Origin of the sequence: Pseudomonas fluorescens, from assembly GCF_001623525.1 — a bacterium.
GTDB classification, from domain to species: Bacteria; Pseudomonadota; Gammaproteobacteria; order Pseudomonadales; family Pseudomonadaceae; genus Aquipseudomonas; species Aquipseudomonas fluorescens_Q.
This window is the reverse complement of the sequence record NZ_CP015225.1, coordinates 4815504-4841802: the sequence shown is the minus strand read 5'-3', so window position 1 is coordinate 4841802 and position 26299 is coordinate 4815504. Positions and strand designations below refer to the sequence as shown.

The 26299-nt window shown below is 61.6% G+C and carries 23 protein-coding genes; 11 read left to right on the top strand and 12 right to left on the bottom strand.

Annotated features, from left to right (window positions below; translation table 11 throughout):
• Window positions 1–29 precede the first annotated feature (29 nt).
• From TK06_RS20820 to TK06_RS20795, 6 genes are all read left to right on the top strand, one after another.
• Window positions 30–641, top strand: coding sequence for a c-type cytochrome (locus tag TK06_RS20820; protein WP_063323618.1), 612 nt, complete (start codon window positions 30–32; stop codon window positions 639–641).
• Window positions 642–839: 198 nt separating this feature from the next.
• The gene (locus tag TK06_RS20815) at window positions 840–1481 is read left to right on the top strand and encodes a thiol:disulfide interchange protein DsbA/DsbL (protein ID WP_063323617.1); all 642 of its coding nucleotides are present in this window, start codon (window positions 840–842) and stop codon (window positions 1479–1481) included.
• A 15-nt stretch (window positions 1482–1496) separates the two neighbouring features.
• Complete coding sequence (locus tag TK06_RS20810) at window positions 1497–2375, top strand: endonuclease/exonuclease/phosphatase family protein (protein ID WP_063323616.1); 879 nt, start codon at window positions 1497–1499, stop codon at window positions 2373–2375.
• On the top strand, window positions 2372–4438 hold the full coding sequence (locus tag TK06_RS20805) for a GGDEF domain-containing protein (protein WP_063323615.1): 2067 nt from the start codon (window positions 2372–2374) through the stop codon (window positions 4436–4438). Before TK06_RS20810 ends, TK06_RS20805 begins: the two co-directional genes overlap by 4 nt.
• Before the next feature lie 104 nt (window positions 4439–4542).
• Window positions 4543–5322, top strand: coding sequence for an N-acetylmuramoyl-L-alanine amidase (locus tag TK06_RS20800; protein WP_063323614.1), 780 nt, complete (start codon window positions 4543–4545; stop codon window positions 5320–5322).
• A gap of 75 nt (window positions 5323–5397) precedes the next feature.
• Window positions 5398–7011, top strand: coding sequence for an EAL domain-containing protein (locus TK06_RS20795; protein WP_063325194.1), 1614 nt, complete (start codon window positions 5398–5400; stop codon window positions 7009–7011).
• A 19-nt stretch (window positions 7012–7030) separates the two neighbouring features.
• Here TK06_RS20795 and TK06_RS20790 read toward each other — a convergent pair whose 3' ends face one another.
• Complete coding sequence (locus TK06_RS20790; RefSeq protein WP_063323613.1) at window positions 7031–8821, bottom strand: ATP-binding protein; 1791 nt, start codon at window positions 8819–8821, stop codon at window positions 7031–7033.
• Between the two features lie 10 nt (window positions 8822–8831).
• The gene (algB, locus tag TK06_RS20785) at window positions 8832–10178 is read right to left on the bottom strand and encodes a sigma-54-dependent response regulator transcription factor AlgB (RefSeq protein ID WP_063323612.1); all 1347 of its coding nucleotides are present in this window, start codon (window positions 10176–10178) and stop codon (window positions 8832–8834) included.
• A 437-nt stretch (window positions 10179–10615) separates the two neighbouring features.
• On the opposite strand from algB, the gene TK06_RS20780 reads away from it, so the two are divergent.
• The 5 genes from TK06_RS20780 to TK06_RS20765 all read left to right on the top strand — a co-directional run bounded on the left by TK06_RS20780 (window position 10616) and on the right by TK06_RS20765 (window position 15026).
• Window positions 10616–10936: a hypothetical protein gene (locus TK06_RS20780; protein WP_063323611.1), complete on the top strand. Its 321-nt coding sequence runs from the start codon at window positions 10616–10618 to the stop codon at window positions 10934–10936.
• An 80-nt stretch (window positions 10937–11016) separates the two neighbouring features.
• Window positions 11017–11181, top strand: a complete 165-nt coding sequence (locus tag TK06_RS31075) for a DUF1328 domain-containing protein (protein WP_003177151.1) — start codon at window positions 11017–11019, stop codon at window positions 11179–11181.
• 2 nt (window positions 11182–11183) lie between these two features.
• Window positions 11184–11648 carry an inhibitor of vertebrate lysozyme family protein gene (locus tag TK06_RS20775; protein WP_063323610.1) on the top strand — a complete coding sequence of 155 codons (465 nt, stop codon included), beginning with the start codon at window positions 11184–11186 and terminating at the stop codon, window positions 11646–11648.
• A gap of 703 nt (window positions 11649–12351) precedes the next feature.
• Window positions 12352–13683, top strand: coding sequence for a glutamate/aspartate:proton symporter GltP (gltP, locus tag TK06_RS20770; protein ID WP_063323609.1), 1332 nt, complete (start codon window positions 12352–12354; stop codon window positions 13681–13683).
• Between the two features lie 113 nt (window positions 13684–13796).
• Window positions 13797–15026: a nucleoside recognition domain-containing protein gene (locus TK06_RS20765; protein WP_063323608.1), complete on the top strand. Its 1230-nt coding sequence runs from the start codon at window positions 13797–13799 to the stop codon at window positions 15024–15026.
• 4 nt (window positions 15027–15030) lie between these two features.
• Here TK06_RS20765 and TK06_RS20760 read toward each other — a convergent pair whose 3' ends face one another.
• The 10 genes from TK06_RS20760 to TK06_RS20715 form a co-directional block, all read right to left on the bottom strand.
• A complete protein-coding gene (locus tag TK06_RS20760; RefSeq protein WP_063323607.1) occupies window positions 15031–15663 on the bottom strand; it encodes an ABC-type transport auxiliary lipoprotein family protein in 633 nt (210 codons plus the stop codon).
• Window positions 15660–16598 (bottom strand): MlaD family protein, encoded by a 939-nt coding sequence (locus TK06_RS20755; RefSeq protein ID WP_063323606.1) that lies wholly within the window; start codon window positions 16596–16598, stop codon window positions 15660–15662. Before TK06_RS20755 ends, TK06_RS20760 begins: the two co-directional genes overlap by 4 nt.
• 1 nt (window position 16599) lies before the next feature.
• Complete coding sequence (locus tag TK06_RS20750; protein WP_063323605.1) at window positions 16600–17403, bottom strand: ABC transporter ATP-binding protein; 804 nt, start codon at window positions 17401–17403, stop codon at window positions 16600–16602.
• A complete protein-coding gene (locus TK06_RS20745) occupies window positions 17400–18548 on the bottom strand; it encodes an ABC transporter permease (RefSeq protein ID WP_063323604.1) in 1149 nt (382 codons plus the stop codon). The genes TK06_RS20750 and TK06_RS20745 overlap by 4 nt, the downstream gene beginning before the upstream one ends.
• Window positions 18549–18600: 52 nt before the next feature.
• On the bottom strand, window positions 18601–19626 hold the full coding sequence (locus TK06_RS20740; protein ID WP_063323603.1) for a DUF5924 family protein: 1026 nt from the start codon (window positions 19624–19626) through the stop codon (window positions 18601–18603).
• A 272-nt stretch (window positions 19627–19898) separates the two neighbouring features.
• Window positions 19899–21290 carry a M16 family metallopeptidase gene (locus TK06_RS20735; RefSeq protein ID WP_063323602.1) on the bottom strand — a complete coding sequence of 464 codons (1392 nt, stop codon included), beginning with the start codon at window positions 21288–21290 and terminating at the stop codon, window positions 19899–19901.
• Between the two features lie 186 nt (window positions 21291–21476).
• A complete protein-coding gene (locus TK06_RS20730) occupies window positions 21477–23135 on the bottom strand; it encodes a Na/Pi cotransporter family protein (protein ID WP_063323601.1) in 1659 nt (552 codons plus the stop codon).
• A gap of 268 nt (window positions 23136–23403) precedes the next feature.
• Window positions 23404–24171, bottom strand: coding sequence for a TerC family protein (locus tag TK06_RS20725; protein WP_063323600.1), 768 nt, complete (start codon window positions 24169–24171; stop codon window positions 23404–23406).
• Window positions 24172–24230: 59 nt separating this feature from the next.
• A complete protein-coding gene (locus TK06_RS20720; RefSeq protein WP_014335839.1) occupies window positions 24231–25538 on the bottom strand; it encodes a CitMHS family transporter in 1308 nt (435 codons plus the stop codon).
• Between the two features lie 365 nt (window positions 25539–25903).
• Entirely contained in the window at window positions 25904–26242 is a 339-nt protein-coding gene (locus tag TK06_RS20715) for a DOPA 4,5-dioxygenase family protein (protein WP_063323599.1), read from the bottom strand.
• Window positions 26243–26299: the final 57 nt, after the last annotated feature.

Genomic DNA, 26299 nt, shown 5'->3' with positions numbered 1-26299 from the left:
TTAACCCTTAGCCGTAGTTGGATTAGCTGATGAACAAACTGATCGTGAGTCTGCTGTTGACCTTGGGGATATCCGGCGTAGCCCACGCCGCTGGCGATGCCGCTGCCGGTCAGGCGAAGGCGGCCGTATGCGGAGCCTGCCACGGCCCGGATGGCAATAGCATGGCGCCCAACTTTCCGAAACTGGCGGGCCAGGGCGAACGTTACCTGAACAAGCAACTGCACGACATCAAGTCCGGCAAGCGCACGGTGCTGGAAATGACCGGCCTGCTGACCAACCTGAGCGATCAGGACCTGGCGGACATCTCGGCGTATTTCGCCAGCCAGAAGGGCAGTGTCGGCGCTGCCGATCCGAAACTCGTGGCCCGTGGTGAAGCGCTGTTTCGTGGGGGTGACTTGAACAAGGGGCTTCCAGCCTGCACCGGCTGCCACTCGCCTGACGGCAAGGGCAACGCGGCAGCCGGCTTCCCACACTTGGGCGGCCAGCATGCCCAGTACGTAGGCAAGCAGTTGACCGACTTCCGCAAAGAAGAGGGTGGCCGGACCAACGACGGCGATACCAAGCCGATGCAGAGCATTGCGAAAAAACTGAGCGACGAAGATATCGCTGCGGTATCCAGCTACATCCAGGGCCTGCACTGAGGCCTTTGGCTGGCGTTGCAAGGGGCGTACATCCCTTGCAACGTTAACGCTCGATTAATCTGTCGATGCAAACATCAAAAGGGTGGCTTTGGCCGCCCTTTTTTGTGGCCGCTGCCGTTACACTAGAGAACTTGAACCCGCCACGGTCTGTCTTAGAAACAGGCCTCGCGAGGCCCCCTCATTGTCCAGGAGTAAAGCATGCGTAATCTGATCATCAGCGCCGCGCTCGTCGCCGCCAGCCTGTTCGGCGTAACTGCCCAAGCGGCTGAAAAGCCCGCCGCACCTTATGTCGAATTGACCAACCCCGTTCCGGTGGCGGCGCCTGGCAAGATCGAAGTCGTGGAGCTGTTCTGGTACGGCTGCCCGCATTGCTACGCTTTTGAACCGGTTATCAACCCATGGGTCGAGAAACTGCCTTCGGACGTTAACTTCGTGCGCATCCCCGCCATGTTCGGCGGCCCGTGGGATGCCCACGGCCAGATGTTCCTGACACTCGAGGCCATGGGCGTCGAGCACAAGGTCCACGCTGCCGTTTTCAACGCGATCCAGAAAGAACACAAAAAGCTGACCGACAAGGAAGACATGGCCGACTTCCTGGCGACCCAGGGTGTGGACAAGGAGAAATTCCTCGCCACGTTCGACTCCTTTGCCATCCAGGGCCAGATCAAGAAGGCCCGCGAGCTGGCGAAGAAATACGAGATCACTGGCGTACCGACCATGATCGTCAACGGCAAATACCGCTTTGACATCGGCTCCGCCGGTGGCGCAAATGAAGCCCTGCAACTGGCCGACCAGCTGATCGCCAAAGAGCGAGCGGCCACCAAGGCTGCTGCCAACTAAGCGCGGCCCACGCCCATGGCCCGCTGGAGCACCGAACGCATCGTTGGCCTGCATGAAGCGCGGGTCAACGAGCATCATGTCATGTCCACGGGCCTGCCTGGCGACAGCCGCTTGCGGCTGCTCAGCTTCAATATCCAGGTGGGCATCAGCACCGAGCGCTACCGGCATTACCTGACTCGCGGCTGGCAACATTTGCTGCCGCACACCGGGCGTGCCGGTAACCTGCAGAAAATCGGCGACCTGCTCAAGGACTTCGACCTGGTGGCCCTGCAAGAGGCCGACGGCGGAAGCTTGCGCTCAGGCTACGTCAATCAGGTGGAACACCTGGCCCAATTGGGCGCCTTTCCCTATTGGTACCAGCAACTCAATCGCAATCTCGGACGTCTCGGCCAGCACAGCAATGGCGTGTTGAGTCGCTTGCGTCCGTGGGCGATCGAAGATCACCCGTTGCCCGGCCCCAAGGGGCGCGGTGCGATCCTGGCGCGTTTTGGCGAAGGCCCGGAGGCGCTGGTCGTGGTCATGATGCATCTGGCGCTCGGGGCGCGTACCCGGACGATGCAGCTGGCGTACATTCGCGAATTGATTGGCGGCTACAAGCACCAGGTGTTGATGGGCGACATGAACACCCATGCCACCGATTTGCTGCAGACTTCGCCCCTGCGCGATCTCGGCCTGCTCGCTCCACAACTGGAAGCGACATTCCCCAGCTGGCGCCCCCAGCGCTGTCTGGACCATATCCTGTTGAGCCCGACCCTGACCCTCGAACGCGTCGAGGTGCTGGCCCAACCCATTTCCGATCACCTGCCGGTCGCGGTAGAAATTCGTTTGCCAGGTTCGCTCACGGCCGATGCATTCCCCGCGCTGAGTCCTGCCCCCCGCGGATCCGATGAATGAGCGACGACGCCGAACGCTGGAGAGAGAAGTACCTCAAGAGTATCGAACAGCAGGAAAAGCTTGAGCGCCGCTGGGCGGCTCGACTCGACTTGCTGCGTCGTGGCCTGGTGCGCAGCACCCTGGCCGCCGAGGGCACTGACAGGGCTGTCGATCAATGCATGAAAGAGATGCGCGAGGTGGTGCGCACCGATGACATGGATGCCGGCCTCGCTGCCCTGCTGCCGCGCCTGGAGAAAGCCGTACTCGATTCCGAGCAGCGCCGCGAGACCCGGGTCGAGCAGACGAGCGCCGCGTTGACCGCCCTGGTTGCCCAGTTGCAGAGCCTGCCGCTGCCCAAGGACGTCAGTCGGCCGCTGAAGAAATTTGCCAAGCAACTGGAGGATCGGGCCGGCCAGGCTCGGGAGATTCCGCTGCTGCTCAGCGAATTGAGCGGCTTGCAAGGCAAGGCACTCAGTGCCCTGGATGCCCCTGTCGAACCGAGTCGCCCCGGCCTGCTGCAACGGCTGTTTGGTGGCCAAGGCCATGAGGACGCGACGCCCCAGCCCCACGACCCTGCCCAGGCCAGCGTGGCACCTGCGTCAGAAATGGCCCTGCCCGTAGCCGTGGCGCCGGCAACGGCCGCAGAATCCGTCGCACCGGCACCGGCACCGGCACCGGCACCGCAGCCCTCGGTGGCGGAGCAAGCGCCCGCGTTGGAGACAACGCCCGAACCGGTTGCCCTGACTGCGCCGCAGATCGAGATCGCTCCAGTGCCCGCTCCAGCACCGGCAGCCGAAGTGGTTCAGCCCGCCAGTGAATCGGACGACCAGGCAACCGAGCCTGCGCCGCTGCCGACGCCGCTCGCCGAAGTACCCCCGGTTGTGGCGCCCGCACTCGAGAATCCCGACGAGCTGATGCCCGAGGAGCCTGCCCAGGCCCTGCCCGCCCCTTCGCTACCGCCTGCGGAGCTCGACGAGCCCCTGGAAGGCGCCGATGTGGCTGACGCCCAGTACGCCCTGCCCGACTCGCCGGAGCCATCCTACAGTTCGGTCGCCAAACATATCGAAGACACGCTGTTGGGCCTCTTGGGCGACCTGACCTTGCCCGAGCGTCATCGACCACAAGCCGAAGCCATGTGTGAGCGTCTGCGCAATGGCTTGAACTGGTACGAATTGCTGCCGATCCTCGATGATCTGGCCGTGCTGATGCTGGCCATCACGGACACCGGCCAGCATGAATTCGAGGCGTACTTGCAGCGCCTCAACGATCGGCTCGAGTCATTCCAGAGCAGCCTGCAGGCCGCCAGTGAAGACCACGCCGAAAACCTGTCGGCCTCCAGGGAAATGGACACCCAGATTCGCGAGCAGGTGGACGGCCTGCAAAGCAGCGTGAAGGACGCCGATGACCTGGAAGGCCTCAAGCAGGTGCTCGAGAATCACCTTGAAGGCTTGCTCGGTACGATGGACCACCACCGCCAGCAACGTGATCAACGCGAGCAAGAGGTCTCGGCTCGCCTGAAAAGCCTGGCCGATCGCGTTGCGCTGATGGAGCAGGATGCCCAGGTCGTGCGGGAGAATCTCGAGGAACAGCGGCAAAAAGCCCTGATCGATCCGCTCACCGGGCTGCCCAATCGCGCCGCCTGGTCCGAGCGCCTGGAGCATGAAGTCGCCCAGTGGCAACAACACGGCAACAGCTTGCTGCTGGCCATGCTCGATCTCGATCATTTCAAGCGCATCAATGACAACTATGGCCATCTGGCCGGTGACCGGGTGTTGAAACTCATCGCCTCGGTCCTGCGTAAACGCCTGCGTAGCGGCGATTTCATTGCGCGTTTTGGGGGCGAGGAGTTTGTGCTGCTGGTGCCCAATACCTCCCTGGCTGCTGGTGCCAAGCTGGCCGAGGCGCTGCGCCTGGCCATCGAAGGCTGTCCGTTTCATTTCAAGGGCGAGCCGGTGACGGTGACGGTATCCATCGGCCTGACCGCCTTCAAACCCGGTGAACACAGCGACTTGGTGCTTAAAAGAGCCGATCAGGCGCTTTATCGGGCAAAAAGTTCCGGGCGCAACCATGTGGAATTGGGCTAGGGGGCTAATTGTTCCAATTTGTTTAATATCGCCGCGCGCACCGGATCATCGCGAGGCGATACGTTACACTGTTGCATTACTCCCAGTGCGTATTGCCTTCCGCCATGAAATTTTTCTCGCTCATTGTTTCTTTATTTATCCTGGCCGGCTGCGCCAGTGGCCCGCGACTCGACACCCGTCATCCTTCCGTCAACCATGACAACCGTATCCAATTCGTGGTGGTGCATTACACCTCGGCTTCCCTGGAGCGCTCGCTGGCCCTGCTGACCCATGGCGAAGTCAGTGCCCATTACCTGATCGGCGACGATAAAGGCGCGACCATTTACAAACTGGTGGATGAAAGCCAACGCGCCTGGCATGCCGGGGAAAGTGAATGGGAAGGCCGGACCTGGCTCAATTCCAGTTCCATCGGCATCGAAATCGTCAATCCGGGTTTTGTCGACACGCCTACCGGGCGCCTCTGGTATCCCTACAGCGAAGCCCAGGTCCAGGCCTTGATCGTATTGCTCAAGGACATCATCCAGCGCAACGGCATCAACCCGCGCAGCATCATCGGTCACAGCGACATCGCGCCCCTGCGCAAACTCGATCCGGGCCCGCTGTTCCCTTGGAAGCGCCTGGCGCAAGCGGGTTTAGGAGTCTGGCCAGACGAACAGGCCGTCGCCCGCCAGCAGGCCGTCTTCACGCCGCAGCTGCCGCCTGCCGGTTGGTTCCAGGCCGAGCTGGCCCGCCTGGGCTACCCGACGCCGCAGACCGGCGAGTGGGACGTGGCCACCCACCATGTGCTGGCCGCCTTCCAGATGCACTACCGTCCGACCCGCTTCGATGGCACGCCGGATGCGCAAAGCGCGGCGATTCTGCAGGTGCTCAACCAGACAAAATAATGACGCCCGTCTGACGAATCGGGCCAAATCCAAATCAGAAGCTATAACTCATTGGTAACTTTCGGATTACCCATGATGACGGCCCCCCGCGAAACCCTACACAGCTGGCTCCATCGCCCCGTTTTCCTAGCGATGGTGGCAACTGCCCTAAGTACCGTCCTGCTGCTGGCGGGGAGTCTGTTCGTGGTCGTGCAGCAGATCCAGCAGCGCGAAAGCGACCAGATGAATGCCCAGGGCGAGCGCTTTCTGCAGCGCCTGGAACAGCTTTTCGGGCAATTGCGTGAAAGCCTCGACGACTTGCAAAACCAGCCGTTGCGCGGATGCAACGACGACATGATCGCCACATTGCGACAGGTCAGCTTCAACTACCGTTTTGTCTACGAGGCGGCGTATATCGATGGCAGCGGCGTCTGCTCCAATCGTCCACGCCAGGGCGGCTTGTCAGTGACCCGCCCGCCCGACATCCGCGGGCCGACCTACAATTACTGGCTCAACACCACCACCGAGCCTGACGAAGACCGCGCCGCATTGATGCTGGGCCGCGGCAACTTTCGGGTGGCCACGTCCCGCGGGCATTTGACCGATGTGGTCGATTTACCACCGGGCAGCAGCCTGCTGGTTGTCCTGGATAACGGTAAACGGGCCATTCCCGTGCTCGGGATGGACCAACACTGGCCGCCGGTCGAACCTTGGCCACCGAAAAGCCACAATGCCTTGCAAGTGACGCAGAACCGGTTGATCTATCGGATGCCGACCGAAAGCCCGGTCTATCAACTGGTGCTTATCGCCCAGCGCAACGGTTTTAAGGTGCCGGCCAATGCCTGGTGGATGCTGCCCATCAGCTTGATGCTGGGCTTGGGGATTGGTTTCCAGGTGTTTCTGCTGGCGCGTCAGCGCCAGTCCATGGACGCCGAACTGCATGGGGCTATCCGGCGTGGTGAATTGCAGGTGCTTTACCAGCCTATTTTCGACCTGAGCAGCCGTAACTGTGTCGGGGCGGAGGCCTTGCTGCGCTGGCGACGACCGGACGGCACCCTGACCAGCCCGGACCTGTTTATCCCGATGGCCGAGAACACGGGGCAGATCCGTCAGATCACCGATTTCGTGCTGCAGCGGCTGTTCGATCAATTGGGTCAGCTGTTGCGGGCCAATCCGCAGCTGTATATCTCGGTGAATCTGGCGGCCTGCGATGTGATGGTGCCGCGTATTGGCGAAGTGATCGCCCGCCTGCTGGCGCTGCATCGCGTGTCGGCGCACCAGATTGCCTTCGAAGTGACCGAGCGTGGGCTGGTCGATGTGTTGGTCGCCCGGGATAACCTGCAATCGCTGCGCGACGTCGGGCATCAGGTGTTGATCGACGATTTCGGCACCGGTTATTGCAGCCTGGCCTACCTGCAAACCCTGCCGGTGGACTGCCTGAAAATCGACAAGGCCTTCATCGACGCCTTGGGCCACGATGCCGCCAGCAGCGGCGTGGCCCCGCATATCATTCGCATGGCCCATGCGCTGCAACTCAAGGTGATAGCCGAAGGCATCGAGCATGAAGCCCAGGCTTCCTATTTGAGCAGCGAAGGGGTGAGGTTCGGCCAGGGCTGGCTGTTCGCCCATGCCCTCAGCGCGGTTCAGCTCATTGAACTGATTACCCGTGGCCGGCGCCTGCGTGGTCGGCGCCTTGATGACGAAGCCTGAGTCGCCTCAGGCCATGAGCTCAGACTGCCAGCGCCATGTAGAACTGTGTGCCCTGCCCCGGCCTTGAATAAACGCCCATGCGCCCGCCGTGGAGCTGGACGATCTCCTTGCACAGCGCCAAGCCGAGGCCCGCCCCCCCCTTCTTGCGTCCGACCTGGACGAAAGGTTCGAAGATCCGTCCCTGCTGGCCGTAGGCAATGCCTTCACCGTTGTCTTCGACGCTGATGATCACCCGCTCGCCATGACGTCGGGCCTGCAAGCGGATCTGGCCGTTTTCGGCGGTGTGGCGCATGGCGTTATCGATCAGGTTATCGAGCACGCGATCCAGTTGCGCAGCGTCGGCATGCAGGCGCGGGAGCGGGCCCTGGATCGCCACGAGCAGCTCGATACCCTTGGTTTGGGCCTGCTCGGCAAATCGCAGCCGGGCCGCTTCCAGCAGATCGTCGATGGAGCAAGGCGCCAGGGTCAGCTTCTGCAGGCCGTTCTGGTAGCGAGAGAAGTTCAGCAGGTCATTGATGAGCTGCATCAGTCGCTGCATTTCTTCTGTGACGGTGTTGAGCAGGTCGGCTTCGCGCGACTCTTCTGAAAAATGCAGGCGCTCCTGTAACAGGCCGAAGGCCATGTGCATGCCCGTCACGGGCGTGCGCAGCTCATGGGAGGCACGCAAGACGAACTCGCTGCGCACCCGTTCGAAGGCGCGCTGCTCGGTGACGTCATGCAGCACCATGACCGCGCCGAGAATGTGGCCCTGGGTATGGCTGACCGGGGTGAGGCTGTAGGTGAGCACCCGCGACTCGCCATCCACTTCGACGCTCAGGTCTTCCGGCGCGCGCTCCAGGCTTCCACCGCGCAGCACCAGGTGCAATTCTTCATCCAGTTCAAGGCGTCCCAGCGCCTCGCCCAGTCCTTGGCCGAGGCGTTCCTCATCCCAGCCCAATTGACGCTGGGCCACCGGGTTGAGGTGCTCCAGCTGACCTTTGCGGTCGATCATCAGCAAGCCGTCGTCGATGCTGTCGAGCACGGCTTGCAAACGTTGCTGACCGGCGAGCAGCTCATCGACGTTGGTGGCCTGATGCTCACGCAAGGCCTCGGCCATGACCCCGAAGCGACGGGTCAGGAGATTCAACTCAGCGGCTGAGGACACGGGTAGCGTGACCTCGAAATTGCCTTGGCCGATGTCGTCCGCCGCCGCGGCCAGTACCTCGATCGGCGCGCCGAAACGCCGGGCAATGCCATGGGCCGTGATAAACCCGATGATCAGCACCGCAAACCCCACCAACCCCAGCAGTCCGGAAATCCACATCGCGCGCTCTCGGGCGCGGTCCTGGGTTTCACTGATGTTGGTCAGGGCCCGGCGATAGCCCTCGATCAGTCCATTGCGCAGCACATTGAATTTTTCGGTGAGGTCCTTGATGTTCGCGAGCTGGCTCGGCTGCTGGCGAGACGCGGTGAAGGCTTCAAAAAACTCAATGTAGTCGGCCTTGGCCCTGCTGAAGCTGACTGCCGCTTCGTCCAGGCCTTGTTCGTGGGCGATGCCTTCGTCGATCAGCGCCAGGTATTGCTGCTTGGAGGCCTCCAGCATAGCCAGGTCGGGCTTGTCGTCGAGCATGATCATCAACTGATCGCCGAGCGTCTGGCGCAGCTTGAGGCCCAGGTCCAGCAGGATGAAGTTGTCGCGTACCGATTGTTCCTGGGTATTGGCCATCTGCATCACACTGACCAGGCCAAGCACCAATCCCAGCAGGGCCACGGTGATCAGGGCCGAGATACTGAGAAACAGTCGTGTGCGCAGCTTCATCGCCAGTTTCATAAGGTGTCGCTCACAGGTTGTACTGCTTGCGTTTGCGGTACAGCGTGGAGGCATCGATACCCAAGGTCTTGGCCGCCTGGTCGAGGGTGTCGGCCGTGGCCAGCACCGCGCCGATGTGGGCTTTTTCCAATTCGTCGAGGCTCAGCGCGGCGCCGATGCGCGGCGCATTGTTGACCGGTTGCTCGGCCATGCCCAAGTGACTGATTTCGACTTTTTCCTGAGGGCAGATGATGCTGGCGCGCTCGACCACATTGCGCAGTTCCCGGATGTTGCCCGGCCAGCGATAGCCTAGCAGCGCTTCTCGCGCTTCATCGCTGAAACCCCGGGCCGGGCGCGCGTATTCCTTGACGAAGCGAGCCAGGAAGCGGTCGGCCAGGGTCAGGATGTCTTCGGCGCGCTCTCGCAATGGCGGCAGGTGCAGGGTGATGACGTTCAGGCGATACAGCAGGTCTTCGCGAAAACGTCCGTCGCGCACCATGTCTTCGAGGTTGAGGTTGGTCGCTGCGAGAATCCGTACGTCGGCGCGACGGGTGACTGGATCCCCTACCCGCTCATATTCCTTGTCCTGGATGAAACGCAATAACTTGGGTTGCAATGTCAGAGGAAAATCGCCGATCTCGTCGAGAAACAGCGTGCCGCCGTCGGCCTGGTTGACCCGGCCCAGCGTACTCTCGCTGGCCCCGGTGAAAGCCCCACGGCTATGGCCGAACAATTCGCTTTCCATCAACTCAGCGGTCAGCGACGGGCAATTGATGGTGACGCAGGACTTCTTCGCCCGCTTGCTCCAGCCATGGATCGCCTGGGCCAGCTCGCCCTTACCGGTGCCGGACTCGCCGAGGATCAGGATGTTGGCGTCGGTGCTGGCGACCTGGCGCGCGGTTTCCAGGACGACTTTCATCGCTGGGCTGTGGGAGTCCAGGCCATCCTTGGGTTTGCGCACTTCCCCTTCAAGGGCTTCGAGCCTTGCCGACAGCTGGCGTACTTCCAATTGCTTGGCGGTCGCCAGGCGCAATTGATCGGGGCTGCACGGCTTGACCAGATAATCGGCCGCCCCGGCCTGGATCGCATCGACCGCGGTATCGACTGCCGAGTGAGCGGTGACGATGACCACGCGCATCCAGGGCGCCTGGATACGCATTTGTGCCAGGACATCCAGGCCGTTGTCCTCCCCCAGGCGCAGGTCGAGGAAACACAGGTCGAACACTTGGCGTTGCAGCAGTGCGTCGGCCTGGGCGGCGCTGTTGGCGGTGGCGACGCTATAGCCTTCGTCTTCCAGGCAGTATCGGAATGTACGCAGGATGGCGGACTCGTCGTCTACCAGCAGAATGCGGCCTTGGTGCTCAGTGGCGGATTCCATTTTTCCTACGCTCCTTTAATGAATGATGTTGGTTAGTGTCAGAAAAATCGGGCAAGTTGCATGGTCGATTCTGAGGGGATATTACTCACCGAGAATGGCCCTGTGGACGTCAGACTCCTAAAAGCCTGATTTGAGTTCCTTTTTTTACGAATCGCCCGGTTCGGACGGTTCGCATCGCTCATTCCGACAGCTGTGTCTGACAGCCAATTCAAAAACAATCTAACGTCTTTTCCTGCTGATTCGTGCAATACGCACGACCGACGCCTGCGCCATCGTGCAGGATGCGCTCCCGGCATGTTGCATTTATTTATTAACTTATTGATTTTAAAGGTATTTATATAACAAAAAATCCTGGCACGGCGACTGCAATGCTCTGATCAACGTGGCGTAGCGCGCCTCAACCAGATCACCGCACTCGGGTGGGGAGGAATTCCAGGATGAATCGTCAAAGTGTCACTCAATTTGGCTCCGCCCACTTCAAAAGTGCCGCCCCATTGCGCCTCTCTTCCCTGCACGTCCAGCAGGGCGCATGGGCTGCCTTGGCGCTGCTGGTCACCCTCGTAACGGGCCAGCAATGGTTGCTCTGGTATCAGAGCCAACAGCCCCAAGCGCCGCAGGTGTCGATTCACCGTGCCCCACAGACCCATTTCAGTGCCGTCAGCAGCCTTGAAGAAGCGTCCGCTTCAATGCGCATGATGGATGTCGACCAGGCCCAGCCATTGAGCGCCATGCCGCGTGAAGAGCGCTGGGTGTTTTAACCCGATGAACCGGTCGTCCATTGCGCCGGAACCATCACCGCAAGACCTTCACTAAATAGAAAAGCGTAAGGAGAATCACCATGTTGAGCTGGGCAATTACCTTCCTGATCATTGCCATCATCGCCGCCGTACTGGGCTTCGGTGGTATCGCAGGCACCGCCACGGGCATCGCCAAGATTCTCTTTGTTGTGTTCCTGGTGATGTTCATCGCTTCCTTCTTCTTTGGCCGTCGTGGCCGAGGCTGACCATGAGCGTTTCATTCAAAGGACTGGCCGCCGCCCTGTTACTGGGCGGCAGTGCCATGGCAATGGCTGCCAATGACGGGCAGATGCGCGTCAACCAGTTGCTGGAGGCCGACGCGCAATATCGCGAGACCTGGCAGCACGTCGTGAAAAAAGAAGAACGTCTACCCGAATGGGTGATGAACCTGACGGGCGATTCGGACCAGATGAATGCTGTCGAAGAAGATGGCGACAAGTATTTGGTGGGGCCGCTGTGTGAAACCCAGGCTACGTGTCGCAGCAAGCGCCTGATCGTCGCCTTCAGTTTCGACAAGGACGAAGCCTATGCCATGTTGGTGGAAGTCCCTGCGGGGCTGCCGGCCGACAAGTCCCCGACGCGGCATGCCGACTACCGATTCCTCGGCAAGCCCGATGAAGGTATGCAGAAACTGTTAATGGAACAACTGAAAAAAGATCCGAACTGGTACTGATTCTGAAAATGGGAAAAGCAGCCCTGCTTTTCTCTGCTGCACAGCCCGAGGAGGGTCGGTGCATGACCAGGGGGCTGGGACGTTCTGACTGATGAGAGTCGGAGTGACCTACGGGCACAAGGGGTGCTTGCGAAAGGGCCGGGTCAGGTAAAAGCTGCGACGCAAGTTCGCAAAGCCATCGCGGCTTGGCGAACTTGCGTAGAGCTTCTTGTTCGCAAAATGCGTGCGCCAGAGCGGTGGGTGGATTGGCCACGGCAAGTCCCTCGGCGATGCGGCATTTTGTCTCCTTCCGCCGATTTATCCCCCTTTGCCCAACCGTATATCGGAGAATACCGAGGTAATTTCTCCCATGGGCCGCGTCTTGAGTCGCTGCCGTTTCATCGGTTCCCCACACTTGCGAGAGAAAGCCCAGCTACGCTGAAACGGCCGGTTCACGGCACTTATGCCTGCATAAATGTCGCATTCGAACCGCTTGGAAGGCGGGTTTCGTTTGAAAAATCTCATGCCGATTCGGCATGGGGTAGGCGTTTATGGCATTAGACGAGCCCCCCTTGCATCGCAATAGTTGCGCCTTTTTTCGCCTGCCAGTAAGCCGCTAACGCGCTCGGGGTGACCTTATACGGGGGCAGGGGCATGAGTGTTTTTCGTCATCGACGATCCATTCGCGCCACTGTCCGAGTCCAACTGAAGTAAGGGTAACAATATGAAGAAGGCACGACTAAGCCTCGCCTGGCAGATCCTCATCGGTCTGGTGCTCGGGATTGCATTGGGCGCGCTGCTCAACCATTTCAGTGCCGAGAAGGCCTGGTGGATCAGCAATGTGCTGCAACCGGCGGGCGATATCTTTATCCGTCTGATCAAGATGATCGTGATCCCGATCGTGATTTCCTCGCTGATCGTCGGCATTGCCGGGGTTGGTGATGCCAAGAAGCTCGGGCGCATCGGTCTCAAGACCATCCTTTACTTCGAAGTCGTCACCACCATCGCCATCGTCGTCGGCCTGCTGCTGGCCAACTTCTTCCAGCCGGGCAGCGGCATCGACATGAGCACCCTGGGTACGGTGGATATCTCCAAGTACCAGGCCACGGCCGCGGAAGTCCAGCATGAACATGCGTTCATCCAGACCATCCTCAACCTGATCCCGTCGAACATCTTCGCCGCCGTTGCGCGTGGCGAGATGCTGCCGATCATTTTCTTCTCCGTATTGTTCGGCCTGGGCCTGTCCAGCCTGCAATCGGACCTGCGCGATCCGCTGGTGAAAATGTTCCAGGGCGTGTCGGAAAGCATGTTCAAGGTCACCCACATGATCATGCAATACGCCCCCATCGGCGTGTTCGCCCTGATCGCGGTGACCGTCGCCAACTTCGGTTTCGCCTCGCTGCTGCCGCTGGCGAAACTGGTGATCCTGGTTTACGTCGCCATCGCCTTCTTTGCCTTCGTGGTGCTGGGTGTGATCGCCCGCCTGTTCGGCTTCTCGGTGCTCAAGCTGATGCGCATCTTCAAGGATGAGCTGGTGCTGGCCTATTCCACCGCCAGTTCCGAAACCGTGCTGCCACGCGTGATCGAGAAGATGGAAGCCTACGGCGCGCCGAAAGCCATCTGCAGCTTCGTGGTGCCCACCGGTTATTCGTTCAACCTCGACGGTTCGACTCTGTACCAGAGCATCGCGGCGATTTTCATCGCCCAGCTGTACGGCATTGACCTGTCCATCAGCCAGCAATTGCTGCTGGTGCTGACCTTGATGGTCACCTCCAAAGGCATCGCCGGTGTGCCGGGCGTGTCGTTCGTGGTGCTGCTGGCGACCTTGGGCAGCGTGGGCATTCCGCTGGAAGGCCTGGCCTTCATTGCCGGTGTGGACCGCATCATGGACATGGCCCGTACCGCGCTGAACGTCATCGGCAACGCCCTGGCCGTGCTGGTCATCGCTCGCTGGGAAGGCATGTACGACGATGCCAAGGGCCAGCGCTACTGGAACTCCCTGCCGCACTGGCGCAGCAAGGAGCCGCTGCCAGCAGGGGAGCCTTCCAGCCATTGATGCGCCACTCCCACAGGGGGCTGCGCAGTGACTATTAAACCCCGGAGCAATCCGGGGTTTGTCGTTTCTGCCAGCCCCGCTATCATTCGCGGCATCTTCGGGGGATTTAACTGATGCTCAATGGCCTGTGGCTTGGCTTCTTTATCGTGGCTGCCGTGTCGGCGCTGGCGCAGTGGTTGATCGGCGGCAATGCCGGGATCTTCGCGGCCATGGTGGAAAGCATTTTCGCCATGGCCAAGCTGTCGGTGGAGGTCATGGTCCTGCTGTTCGGCACCTTGACCCTGTGGCTGGGCTTCCTGCGCATCGCCGAAAAGGCCGGCATCGTCGACTGGCTGGCCAAGGCCCTCGGGCCGCTGTTCTTGCGCTTGATGCCGCAAGTGCCTGCCGGCCACCCGGCGATCGGCCTGATCACCCTCAACTTCGCCGCCAACGGCCTGGGACTGGACAACGCAGCCACCCCCATCGGCCTCAAGGCCATGCGCGCCCTGCAAGATCTCAACCCCAGCCCGACCATCGCCAGCAATGCGCAGATCCTGTTCCTGGTGCTCAACGCCTCGTCGCTGACGCTGCTGCCGGTGACGATCTTCATGTACCGCGCACAGCAAGGCGCGCCGGACCCGACCCTGGTGTTCCTGCCGATCCTGATCGCCACCAGCGGCTCGACCCTGATGGGACTGCTGTCCGTGGCGTTCATGCAGCGCCTGCGTCTCTGGGATCCGGTGGTGCTGGCTTACCTGATTCCGGGAGCGCTGGCGCTGGGCGGCTTCATGGCGTTGCTGGCGACGCTCTCGGCCACGGCGCTGGCGGGGTTGTCATCGATCCTGGGCAACCTGACCCTGTTTGGCCTGATCATCCTGTTCCTGGTGGTGGGCGCGCTGCGCAAGGTCAAGGTGTACGAGGCCTTCATCGAAGGCGCCAAGGAGGGCTTCGACGTTGCCAAGAACCTGCTGCCGTACCTGGTGGCGATGCTCTGCGCCGTCGGCGTGCTACGGGCTTCGGGGGCGCTGGATTTCGGCCTCGACGGCATTCGGCACCTGGTAGAGTGGGCCGGCTGGGACACGCGTTTTGTCGATGCCTTGCCGACCGCCATGGTCAAACCGTTCTCCGGCAGCGCCGCCCGGGCGATGTTGATCGAGACCATGAAGACGTCCGGCGTGGACAGCTTCCCGGCCCTGGTGGCGGCGACTATCCAGGGCAGCACCGAGACCACGTTCTACGTGCTGGCGGTGTACTTCGGCGCCGTCGGCATCCAGCGGGCGCGCCACGCCGTGGGTTGCGCGCTGTTGGCCGAGCTGGCGGGGGTTCTGTCGGCGATCGGCGTCTGCTACTGGTTCTTTGGCTGAGGTTTCAGGGCGCCGGCGTTACAAAGCGCTGGCCCTGCTCCAACGTCCAGTTCACCACCTCGGCGGTCAGCCGGTCACTGGCCCGGCCAAAGCCGTCCACCACCGCCGGTACTTTCACATCGCTCAACGGCTGGCGCACTTCAAAACGGCGACTGGCCAGGATGCGCTGGTCGAAGCCGCGCACCAGTAGCGCGTCCAGGCGAATCACCACGCTGGCCGCAGTGCCCTGGTATTCGGTCTGGAACGCCTGCAATTGCCCGCCCAGTTCCAGATCCGCTTGCAGGTTGCTGTCGGCGACGCTCAACAACCTGACGCGTCCATCCTGGGCGAAGCCATCGAGCAAGCGGTTGCGCAACAGCACGGGGGCTGGGTCGCTCCAGCGCGAGGCGGCGTAGCTGCTGAACAGATTGCCTTGGGGGATCACCGCGATTTTCGGGCTGTTGAGCACCTCGCTGGCTTGGGGGCTGGCCAGGCGCAGCGACCAGCTCACCGCCGGGCCCGCAGACGCGGGGGCCTGGGTGACGGGCAAGCGATACACATCCGAGGGTTCGGCCTTGGGCAAAATCGAGCAACCGCCCACCAGGAGCAATCCTGCCAGTAAGAGAATAGGGCGGATAAACCGGTTGCACGGCTTCATGGCGTGAACTCCTTGTCCTTGTCGTTGCCCAGCAAATAGCCGCTGGGGTTGGCATCCAGGCGCCGGGAGATTCCCCGCAGGGCGCTCAGGGTTTCGCGCAGTTCACGCACGGCTGGCGCCAGGGCATTGAGGCCCTGCATACCGTTATTCAACGAATCGCGATTGTCGTTCAGCAGTTTGTCGAGAGTTGCCGTGCTGCGGGCCAGGGATTGCATGGCCTGGCCGGCACTACCGAACGCCTGTTTGCCCTGGTCGTTGAGCAAACCATTGGCGTTGCGCATCAACGCCGTGGTCTGTTCCAGCGTGGCGCTGGCCTGTTTGCCGATGGACGCCAGTTGCTGCATGGCCTGGCGAATATCGCCGCGCTGCTCGGCAATGACCCCGGTGGTTTGTTCCAGATGCTCGAGCGTCTTGCCCAGGCTTTGGACGTTGTCCGAGGAAAACACCTCATTGGCGTTGTGCAGCAGCAGGTTGATGCTGGTCATCAAGTCATCGCTGTTGTTGAGCAGGCGGGCAATAGGCGAGGGCGCAGCGATGATCACTGGCGGTTCCCCATCGTGCCCGGTCAGTGCCGGGCTCTGGGGCGTACCGCCACTGAGCTGGATAATCGAGGTGCCGGTGATGCCGGTCAGTGCCAGCTTGGCCTGGGTGTCTTGCTTGATTGGCGTTTCCCCACTCAAGCGCACCCGCGCCAGAACCCGGCGCGGGTCGTTCGGGTCCAGGCGCAGGTTGACGACGTCGCCGACCTTGATCCCGCTGTATTCCACCGAGCTGCCCCGGGACAATCCGCTGACTGCCTCGTTGAACACCACTTCGTAATCCTTGAACTCGCTGTCCACGCTGGACTTGGCCAGCCACAGGCCAAACAACAGGGCGCCAGCCACCACAATGACGGTGAACAGGCCGATCAGCACATGATGGGCTCGGGTTTCCATGTCAAACCTCGTTCGATTGTGTAGCGGCCGATAACGCCGCGCGGCCGCGAGGGCCATGGAAGTATTCGTGAATCCAGGCGTCGTCGGTTTCCGACACCTTGTCGATGACATCGGCCACCAGTACTTTTTTCTGCGCCAGTACCGCCACCCGGTCCGTGATGGTGTAGAGGGTGTCCAGGTCGTGGGTGACCAGGAACACGCTCAGGCCCAGGGCATCGCGCAGTGTCAGGATCAACTGGTCGAACGCCGCCGCACCGATGGGATCGAGGCCGGCGGTGGGTTCGTCGAGAAACAGAATGTCCGGGTCCAGGGCCAGCGCACGGGCCAGGGCGGCGCGCTTGATCATGCCGCCGGACAGCGAGGCGGGGTATTTGTCGGCAGCCGATAACGGCAGGCCGGCCAAGGCCAGCTTCACCGCTGCCAAGTGCTCGGCGTCGGCCCGGCTGAGCCCGGCGTGTTCGATCAGCGGCAGGGCGACGTTTTCTGTCACGGTCAATGATGAGAACAGCGCGCCTTTCTGGAACAACACGCCAAAGCGCCGTTCCACCCTTGAACGTTGTTCCGGGGGCAGGCTCGGCAAGTCCTCGCCGAACACCCGCACGGAACCTTCGCTGGGCCGGTTCAGGCCGACGATGCTGCGCAGCAGCACCGATTTGCCGCTGCCGGAGCCGCCGACCACGGCAAGGATCTCGCCCTTGTACACGTCCAGGTCGAGGTTTTCATGCACGCTCTGGCGGCCAAAGCGATTGCACAGGCCGCGCACTTGAATCACCGCCTCGGTGGGCGGTCGCAAGGGTTGGCTCACCAGTTCATCTCCATGAAAAACAGCGCGGCCACGGCATCGAGCACTATCACCACGAAAATCGACTGCACCACGCTGGACGTGGTGTGAGCCCCGACCGATTCGGCACTGCCACTGACCTTGAAACCTTCCAGGCAACCCACGGCAGCGATCAGGAAGGCAAAGATCGGCGCCTTGACCATCCCCACCAGGAAATGCTGCACGCCAATGTCCGACTGCAACAGCGTGAGGAACATGGCCGGTGAAATACCCAGCGACAAAGCGCAAACCACGCCGCCACCGATAATGCCCGAGAGCATGGCCAGGAAGGTCAGCATCGGCAGCGCCACCAACAGCGCCAGTACCCGTGGAATCACCAGCAACTCGACCGGATCGAGGCCCAGGGTGCGGATCGCGTCGATTTCTTCGTTGGCCTTCATCGAGCCAATCTGCGCGGTGAACGCGCTGGCGGTGCGGCCCGCCATGAGGATCGCCGTCAGCAACACGCCGAATTCACGCAGGAACGAGAAGGCCACCAGGTCCACGGTAAAGATGCTGGCGCCGAAATCGGCCAGCACCGTTGCGCCGAGAAAGGCCACCACTGCGCCCACCAGGAACGTCAGCAGGGCGACGATGGGGGCTGCGTCCAGGCCGGTCTGTTCGATGTGAACGACCATCGGTGTCATGCGCCAGCGCCTGGGGCGAAACAGGTTGCGGGCCAGGGTTTCCAGAATCAGGCCGACAAAACCCAGCAGTTGCAGGGTGTCTTGCCAGACTTTTTCCACAGCGCGGCCGATACGCGTCAGCAGTTGTGTCAGCACGCTGACCTGCGGCTCTTTCACCGGCACACAGAAGTCCGTCAGCGAGCAATAGACCGTCTGCAACAGCGCCCGCTCGGCGGCCGGCAAGCTGCAATCGGGGTGCTCGGTGGTCTTGCCCAGCCGTTCGGAGCCCAGCAGTTCCACCAGCAACGAAGCCCCGGCGGTGTCGAGGGCGCCGAGGCCGTTGAGGTCGATCAGGGTGTTCTCGTCGTATTGGCCGCGCAAGGATTCGCTCAAGCGCTTGAGCTGCGCGTAGTGGGCCAGCGTCCAGTCGCCGCCGACCCAGAGTCGGGCCGGAGAGCGAGACGTGTCCAGCCGGGCTGTGCCAGTGTGGGATCCGGGGGTCATAAGCTCCATGCTCGTTCGACTTGAACAGCGCTACCTAATAGCATGGCCGCCGTTATTTTGCCTCGGGTGCGTCAGCGCTCACGTTGAAACGCAACACGCCGATCATCTGACCATTTTCCGTCAGCACCCGCACCTGCCATTTGCCCGTCGGGTCTTGCGGGAAGTTCTGCTTGTGGGTCCAGGCGCGATAGCCTTCCTTGCGCCCGCCGTGGATGTCCAGGGCGATGCGGTCGACTTCTTTACCGTTGAACTGCCAGACATGATAAATCCGCTCATCAAGCCCTCGCGGTGCGTTGATGGCGGTGTAGGCGTACAGGCCGTTGCCGCGAATCTGGGCCGCGCTGACTTCCTTGAGGCTGGCGCCCGGCGTGCGATCTTCCAGTTGGGTGCTGATCGCCACTTCGGTCATCCACAGCGTGGCCGGTGGCACCCAGGAGCGCAGCACCCAGCCGGCGGCGCCAATCCCCAGGGTGATGCACAGGATCGCCAGGGCGTTGCGCACGGTGCGGATCGGGAAGATCGAGGCCAGGCTGGGAAACGACAGCAGCATCGCAATGCCCAGCGCCAGCTTGAAGCTTTGGTCGGTGGTCAGGTGCAGGATTACCGGCAGCGCGGTGAGCAGGGCGGCGAACAGCGTCAGCGTGTGCAAGGCCAGGAACGCCCAGCGCCGAGGCGCCAGCCATTTGTAGTACAGCGGGTCGGTGATCGAGATCAGCGCCGCGATCGTCAGCAGGCCGGTGAAAATCAGCTGGCTGCTGTTCCAGGTGGTGGTGATGAAGAAAAACGGCAGGACGAAAAACAGGCTTTCCTGGTGAATCATCTGCGTGGCGTAGCGCAACAGCGGCTGGGGGATTTCCCGTTTGAAAATCCGCGCGAACAGCCGGGTCATACTGTTCTCGACCATCAGCCAGAGCCAGCTCACCAGCATCATGATGGCGATCCAGGTCGCCAGGCCCTGCTGGCGATCCACCAGCATGAAGCTGCCGACCCCGGAAATGAAGCCACCGAGCGCAATGACCCCTGGATAGCGCTTCATCAATTCAAGGAGGCGCTGGATATAGACCGTCAGGTTTTGCATTCGGTAGTTTCGCAGTAAGTCGTAGGAAATATCCCTGACAGAGTATCGTCAGGGCGGTGACATGGCGAGGATCGCGACGCGTGCCGTGATGCTCTTTTGTGGCGAGGGAGCTTGCTCCCGCTGGCCTGCGAAGCAGGCCCCAGCATTTATCCAGGTAAACCGCATCGCCCGGTTTGCGCCTGCTGCGCAGCCGAGCGGGAGCAAGCTCCCTCGCCACGGGATTTGAGTTGCCCTGGGCTGGAGTCATCGCGAGCAAGCTCCCCCAGGGCGGATCAACCAGATTCTGGTCGGGCCCGCCGACGCACTTGCCACACCACCAACCCAAGCAACAGCACCCCCAGCAGACCGCCCAGCCCCCAGACGAGCTCATCGTCACTGAGCAACGGCTTTTCGATGCGCAGGTAACCCGGGTCCTTGAGCAGTTCGCGCAGGGCCACGTTGGCCTGTTCCAGGCTCACCTCCTGCAGGCGCAGGGCCGGGTTGGCGAAACGGCCGTCTTCATAATCGCCCAGGGCGCCCCAGTAGTAATCGGCCAGTGCGCTGTTGCCTTGAACCGCCCAGGACTGATGGGCAATGGCCGCACGTTTGATGCGCACGAAATCGGCGGGGTCCAGGCCATCCTTGAGCAATCTCTTGCGCAGTTCTTCCAGCGCCTGTTCGGCTTCGGGCAAGTCTTCGCGGGACAGGTCCGCGTTCAGGCTGAAGAAGCCGACGCCGCCGAACACCTCGCGTTCGGTCCACGGCCCGTAGGACAAGCCACGGGCCAGGCGCAATTGGCGATAGAGCGCCCAGTCCAGGTAATCCTTGAGCAGGTCGAAGGTTTCGTCATGCTGCTCATCCAGCACCGGCTCCGGGAACAGCCAATGAAGCTTGGCGCTATTGCCGACCAGGCCATGGATCAGGTTGCGCTTGGTGACCGCCTTGTAGCGGATCTGCGGCAGCGCCTCGTGTGGGCTGGGCTCCACCGGCTCGAGTTCGCCAAAGGCGCGCTCCAGGTAGGCCGGCAACAGTCGGTCGAGGTCGCCGACCACGATCAGGGTCATGTTGTTCGGTGCATACCAGGCCTTGCGCACTTGTTCGAGTCGGGCGAGGGTATGGCGCCCGACCTCGGCCCGTTCCGCGCAGCGCAGGCCCAGCTCAACCGCCAACTGGTTGCTGGCCTTGTGGCCCAGGTCCTGGTGATCGAGCCAGCGTTGCAGGTGGGTGTAGTGGCCGCCGTCCTCGCGTTCCACCACCCGCTTGGCCGCCTCCAGGGCTTTTTCATCGATGCGGGTGCGGGTCAACAGCGCCAGCAGCAGGTCCAGGATCTTGCGTTGATTGCGTGCTGGCGCCTCGATCACGAACGTGGTGTCGGCGTTGCTCGTGAAGGCATTCCACTCGCCACCCAAGGCCTGCATGCGCTCTTCCAGGCCGCCTTCACCGCCCTCATCGACGCCGCTGAACAGCAGGTGTTCGAGCAGATGCGGCAGTTCCTTGTCGGCGCAACTGAAGTCGTCCAGGCCCACGCCGACCACCAAGCGGATCGCCACATGCCCGCGCTCGCTGCCCGGCTTGAGCATCAGCTGCATGCCGTTGGGCAACGTATAGCCTTCGACCTGGAACCGGTCCAGGGCGACCACGGGCAGTGAGCCGAGTAAAAGAAAGGCGAACAACAGACAACGCATAAGGGCTTCCTGGCGGCTGAGTGGAGGTCCATGGTGCCGGGCAGGCCGTCATCGGCGGATCGTCGCCCGGAGTCGGCTCGCTCCCCCTATCGAATCTATGCGGTATTCATGACAACGGGAGCAGGCGGGCCGGTGAACGGTTTCAGGCCCGAGCCAATGTTACTGACTGACCAATGCGCCAGTCGTTCACGGCGAATGGGTAATGTCGCTAATTTCATCCGCCGCCAGTGCGCCGATCTCGGCGGTCTCCAGGACCACATAGGCACTGCCGCAAAACAGCGAATTGAGGCGCCTCATGTCGGCAATCAGCTCCAAGTGAAGGGAGCTGGTCTCCAGGCTTTGCACGACCTTGCGCTGCAGACGGCTGACGTGGGCATGGGCCATGCGCCGTTCCTGCGCCCGAAAGCGACGTTTCTCACGCAGCAACTGGCGGGCGCTTTCCCGGTCGGCACTGAGAAATACCGACAGCCCCAGCCGCAAGTTGGCGATCAAGTGGCTGTGCAGCCCCGCCAACTCCTCAAGGCCCACCTCGGAAAAGGAGCGACGTTGCGAGGTCTTCTGTTGCTGGACCTTGCGCAACATGCGCTCGATCAGGTCGCTGGCCAGTTTCAGGTTGATCGCCAGTTCGATGATCTCCGCCCAGCGGCGGCTGTCCTGTTCGCTGAGGTCTTCACGGGGCATTTGCGCCATGTACAACTTGATTGCACTGCACAGCGCCTCGACGTCATCGCTTATGCGCCGCACGTCCTGGGTCACCGCGGTCTGCTGGCCGCGCAGCACGTCCAGCATGGCTTCGAGCATGTTTTCGATCAGGTCGCCGATACGCAAGGTTTCCCGGGCCGCGTTCGCCAGCGCCAGGCTCGGAGTGGCGAGGGCGGTAGGGTCCAGATGTCGCGGCTTGGCCGTGCCGTTGGTGTCCGGACGTTCTGGCAGCAGCCAGGCACAGAGCCGCGCCATGGGGCCGACGCTGGGCAGCAGCACCAGGCAACGCACGGTGTTATAGAGCAGATGGAAACCAATGACGGTTTCCTGGGGGCTGAAATCCAGGCTGTCCAGCCAGCCCACCAGCGGATCGAGTACCGGAATGATCAGCAACAGGCCGATCAGCTTGTACAACAGGCTGCCCAACGCCACCTGGCGCCCGGCGGCGTTCTGCATGCTGGTACTGAGAAAGGCCAGTACGCCGCTACCAATGTTGGCGCCAATCACCAGGCCGATGGCCACCGGCAGGCTGATCACCGCGGCCCCGGCCAGTGTGGCGGTCAGCAGCACGGCCGCCAGGCTGGAGTAGGAGATCATCGCGAACATCGCGCCGACCAACGCATCGAGCAGGATGTCGCCCGTCAGCGAGGCGAAGATCACTTTCACGCCCTGGGCATGGGTGATGGGCGTCGCGGCTTCGACGATCAATTGCAGGGCCAGGATGATCAGGCCCAGGCCGATGCCGACCCGACCCATTTGCCCGACGCGGGTCTGTTTGCGCGACAGGAAAAAAATCACCCCGAGGAAAATCAGCAGCGGTGACAGCCACGACAGGTCGAGGGTCAGCACCCGTGCCATCAGCGCGGTGCCGACATCGGCGCCGAGCATGGTCGCCAGGGCCGGGGTCAGCGCCATCAGGCCCTGGCCGACGAACGAGGTGACGAGCATGGCCGTGGCGTTGCTGCTCTGGACCATGGCCGTGACCATGATGCCCGCGACAAAGGCCAGCCAGCGTCGGGACATGTTCTGGCCGATGACATGGCGCAGGTTCGAGCCATAGACCCGCAAGATGCCGGTACGCACGATATGCGTGCCCCAGATCAGCAGGGCGACGGCGGAGAGCAAATTCAGCAGGGTCAGCATGAGGAGCCCCCTGTTAGCGTCCCAAAGGGACAAATTGACGATGCCACATTCTTCTTTCTTGTACTTAAGCTGTAGTTGGCGAACGGTTCGGGCGCCAGCATTGCACAGCTAAAGAATCGTTTGAAACAAAACTGTCATAGAAATACGCCGACGATCTTGAAGCCTCCTATATCGATCAGGCGAGCGTGGACCTGTGGGAGCGGGCCACTTTCATACCGGCATGAAAAAGGGGCTCCAAAGAGCCCCTTCATTCAAATGCCCCACGCCATTACTGACCCGGCATATCCTTGCGCAGTTTCACCGGGTCCTGCTGCTTGCGCTTGCGTGCAATCGCAGTGCGCATCTTGATGTTGATGGCTTCCACCGCCAGGGAGAACGCCATGGCGAAGTAGACGTAGCCTTTTGGCACATGCACGTCGAACGACTCGGCGATCAGCACGGTACCGACCACCAGCAGGAACGACAGCGCCAGCATCTTCAGCGACGGGTGCTTGTCGATGAACTCACTGATGGTCGCCGAGGCCAGCATCATCACCAGCACGGCGACGATGATCGCCGCCACCATCACCGGCACATGGGAAACCATGCCGACGGCGGTGATGACCGAGTCCAGGGAGAACACGATGTCGATGATCGCGATCTGGATGATGGTGTAGATGAAATTGCCGCCCTTGCCCGAAGGCGCCTCGTTGGTTTCATCTTCGCCTTCCAGCGCGTGGTACATCTCCTGGGAGCTTTTCCACAGCAGGAACAGGCCGCCGAAGAACAGGATCAGGTCACGTCCGGAGATGCCCTGGCCGAACACTTCGAACAGATCGGCGGTCAGGCGCATGACCCAGGTGATGGACAGCAGCAACAGGATCCGCGTGACCATGGCCAGCGCCAGGCCGAAAATCCGGGTGCGCGCCTGCATGTGCTTGGGCATGCGGCTGACCAGGATCGAAATCATGATGATGTTGTCGATGCCCAGGACAATTTCCAGGGCGGTCAAGGTGAAGAAGGCAACCCAGATTTCCGGGTTGGTCAGCCATTCCATGTGAGTTCCTTTGAGCGAGTGTTAAGCCGCGCCGACGAGCGACGCAGCAGGCATTGCTTTTATAGAGTGCTGAACAGCGGAAAAATCCCCATCAGCAACGCGGCGAACATTATGCACAGGCAAACCAATACTGCCCACTTCAGGGTGAAGCGTTGGTGATCGCCGAACTCGATCCCGGCCAGCGCCACCAGCAGGTAAGTCGACGGAACCAGCGGGCTTAACAGGTGGACGGGCTGGCCGACGATCGAGGCACGGGCCATTTCGACAGCGGTGATGCCGTAGTGGCTGGCGGCTTCGGCGAGAACCGGTAACACCCCGTAATAAAATGCATCGTTAGACATGAAGAAAGTGAACGGCATGCTTACCAGTGCAGTGATGACCGCAAGGTAAGGACCCAGGAATTCCGGGATGACCGCCAGCAGGCTCTTGGACATGGCGTCGACCATGCCGGTGCCGGACAGGATGCCGGTGAAGATACCGGCCGCGAAAATCAGCCCGACCACCGCCAAGACGCTGCCGGCGTGGGCCGCAACGCGATCCTTCTGCTGTTGCAAGCACGGGTAGTTGACGATCATCGCGATACTGAAGGCCACCATGAACAGCACCGGCAGCGGCAACAGGCCGGCGATCAGGGTGCACATCAGGCCCAGGGTCAACGCGCCGTTGAACCAGATCAGCTTCGGACGACGGGCGTCCGGGAACTGGGAAACGCTGATTTCGCTGTGGTCGATTTCATCACCCACCAGGTGCAATTCACCCAGGCGAGCGCGTTCGCGTTTACCGTACATGTAGGAAATCGCCAGGATCGCCACCACACCGGCCAGCATCGCCGGAATCATCGGCACGAAAATGTCGGACGGATCGACATGCAACGCACTGGCCGCCCGGGCAGTAGGACCGCCCCACGGGGTCATGTTCATCACGCCGCCGGCGAGGATGATCAGGCCAGCCATGATGCGTGGGCTCATGCCGATACGGCTGTAGAGCGGCAGCATCGCCGCCACGCAGATCATGTAAGTGGTCGCGCCGTCACCATCAAGGGAAACGACGAGCGCCAGAACGGCGGTACCGACCGAAACTTTCAACGGGTCGCCCTTGACCAGCTTGAGGATCTTGCGCACGGCCGGGTCGAACAGGCCGGAGTCGATCATCAGGGCAAAATACAGAATTGCGAACATCAGCATCACCCCGGTCGGGGCGAGCTTGGTGATGCCTTCGAGCATCATCGGACCGATTTTCGGTGCAAAACCACCGAACAGGGCGAACAGGATCGGGATGATGATCAAGGCGATCAGCGCGGAGAGGCGCTTGGTCATGATCAGGAACATGAACGTGATGACCATGGCGAAGCCAAGGAAAGTCAGCATGGGAAATACTCCAGGCGTGGCGCGGCTATGAAAGGCGAACCGGACGGGTCAGCGCGAGATGCAGAGCACGAGGGGGGCGGATGGAGTGGGTGCAGCGGGACGGATAGCAGCGGACATCAGAATCACCATTGTTGTTGTTAAAAGGGCCGAACGAGCCTTGAAGACTCGCTTTTGGCCGACCGGTCTTTTGCCGGAAGTGCGGTGATCCTAATCGCGCTAGCTTTCAGCAAGCTTTCGCCAGTGAGATTGGTTGATCCAGCTTTGGTGGCGAGGGAGCTTGCTCCCGCTCGGTTGCGCAGCGACCGCAAAATCTTGGGGCCGCTTCGCTGCCCAGCGGGAGCAAGCTCCCTCGCCACAGAGGCAAGTCAGGGACTTACTTTAAACACCGAAAGATCCAACGGCCGCACCGCCCCCATCCAGATCGCATGCTCGGTGTGGTCGATCAGGTCGTCGCCGGTCTCCGGGTGCATGAAAATCACCAGCCCTTTGCGATTGAGCGCCAGCCACGGCAAGACCACGCCAATGTACTGCGGGTCGAATGCCAGCTGACAGCTCCAGTCCGGATGCGGGCCGACCGGGCGTTGATGGACGCGGCCCATTTTCAGCGGAAACAGTTGCGCCGCTTCCTCGCACAGGGCCCGCGCCTGGTCGAGGGTGTTGGCGTCGAAATACACGTGGGCGTGGTAGCCCTTGATCCGCTGCATCTGTCACTCCTTGAAAAGAGGCCGAACCCTCGCCGTTTGCCGCGGGTCAGAGCCTTT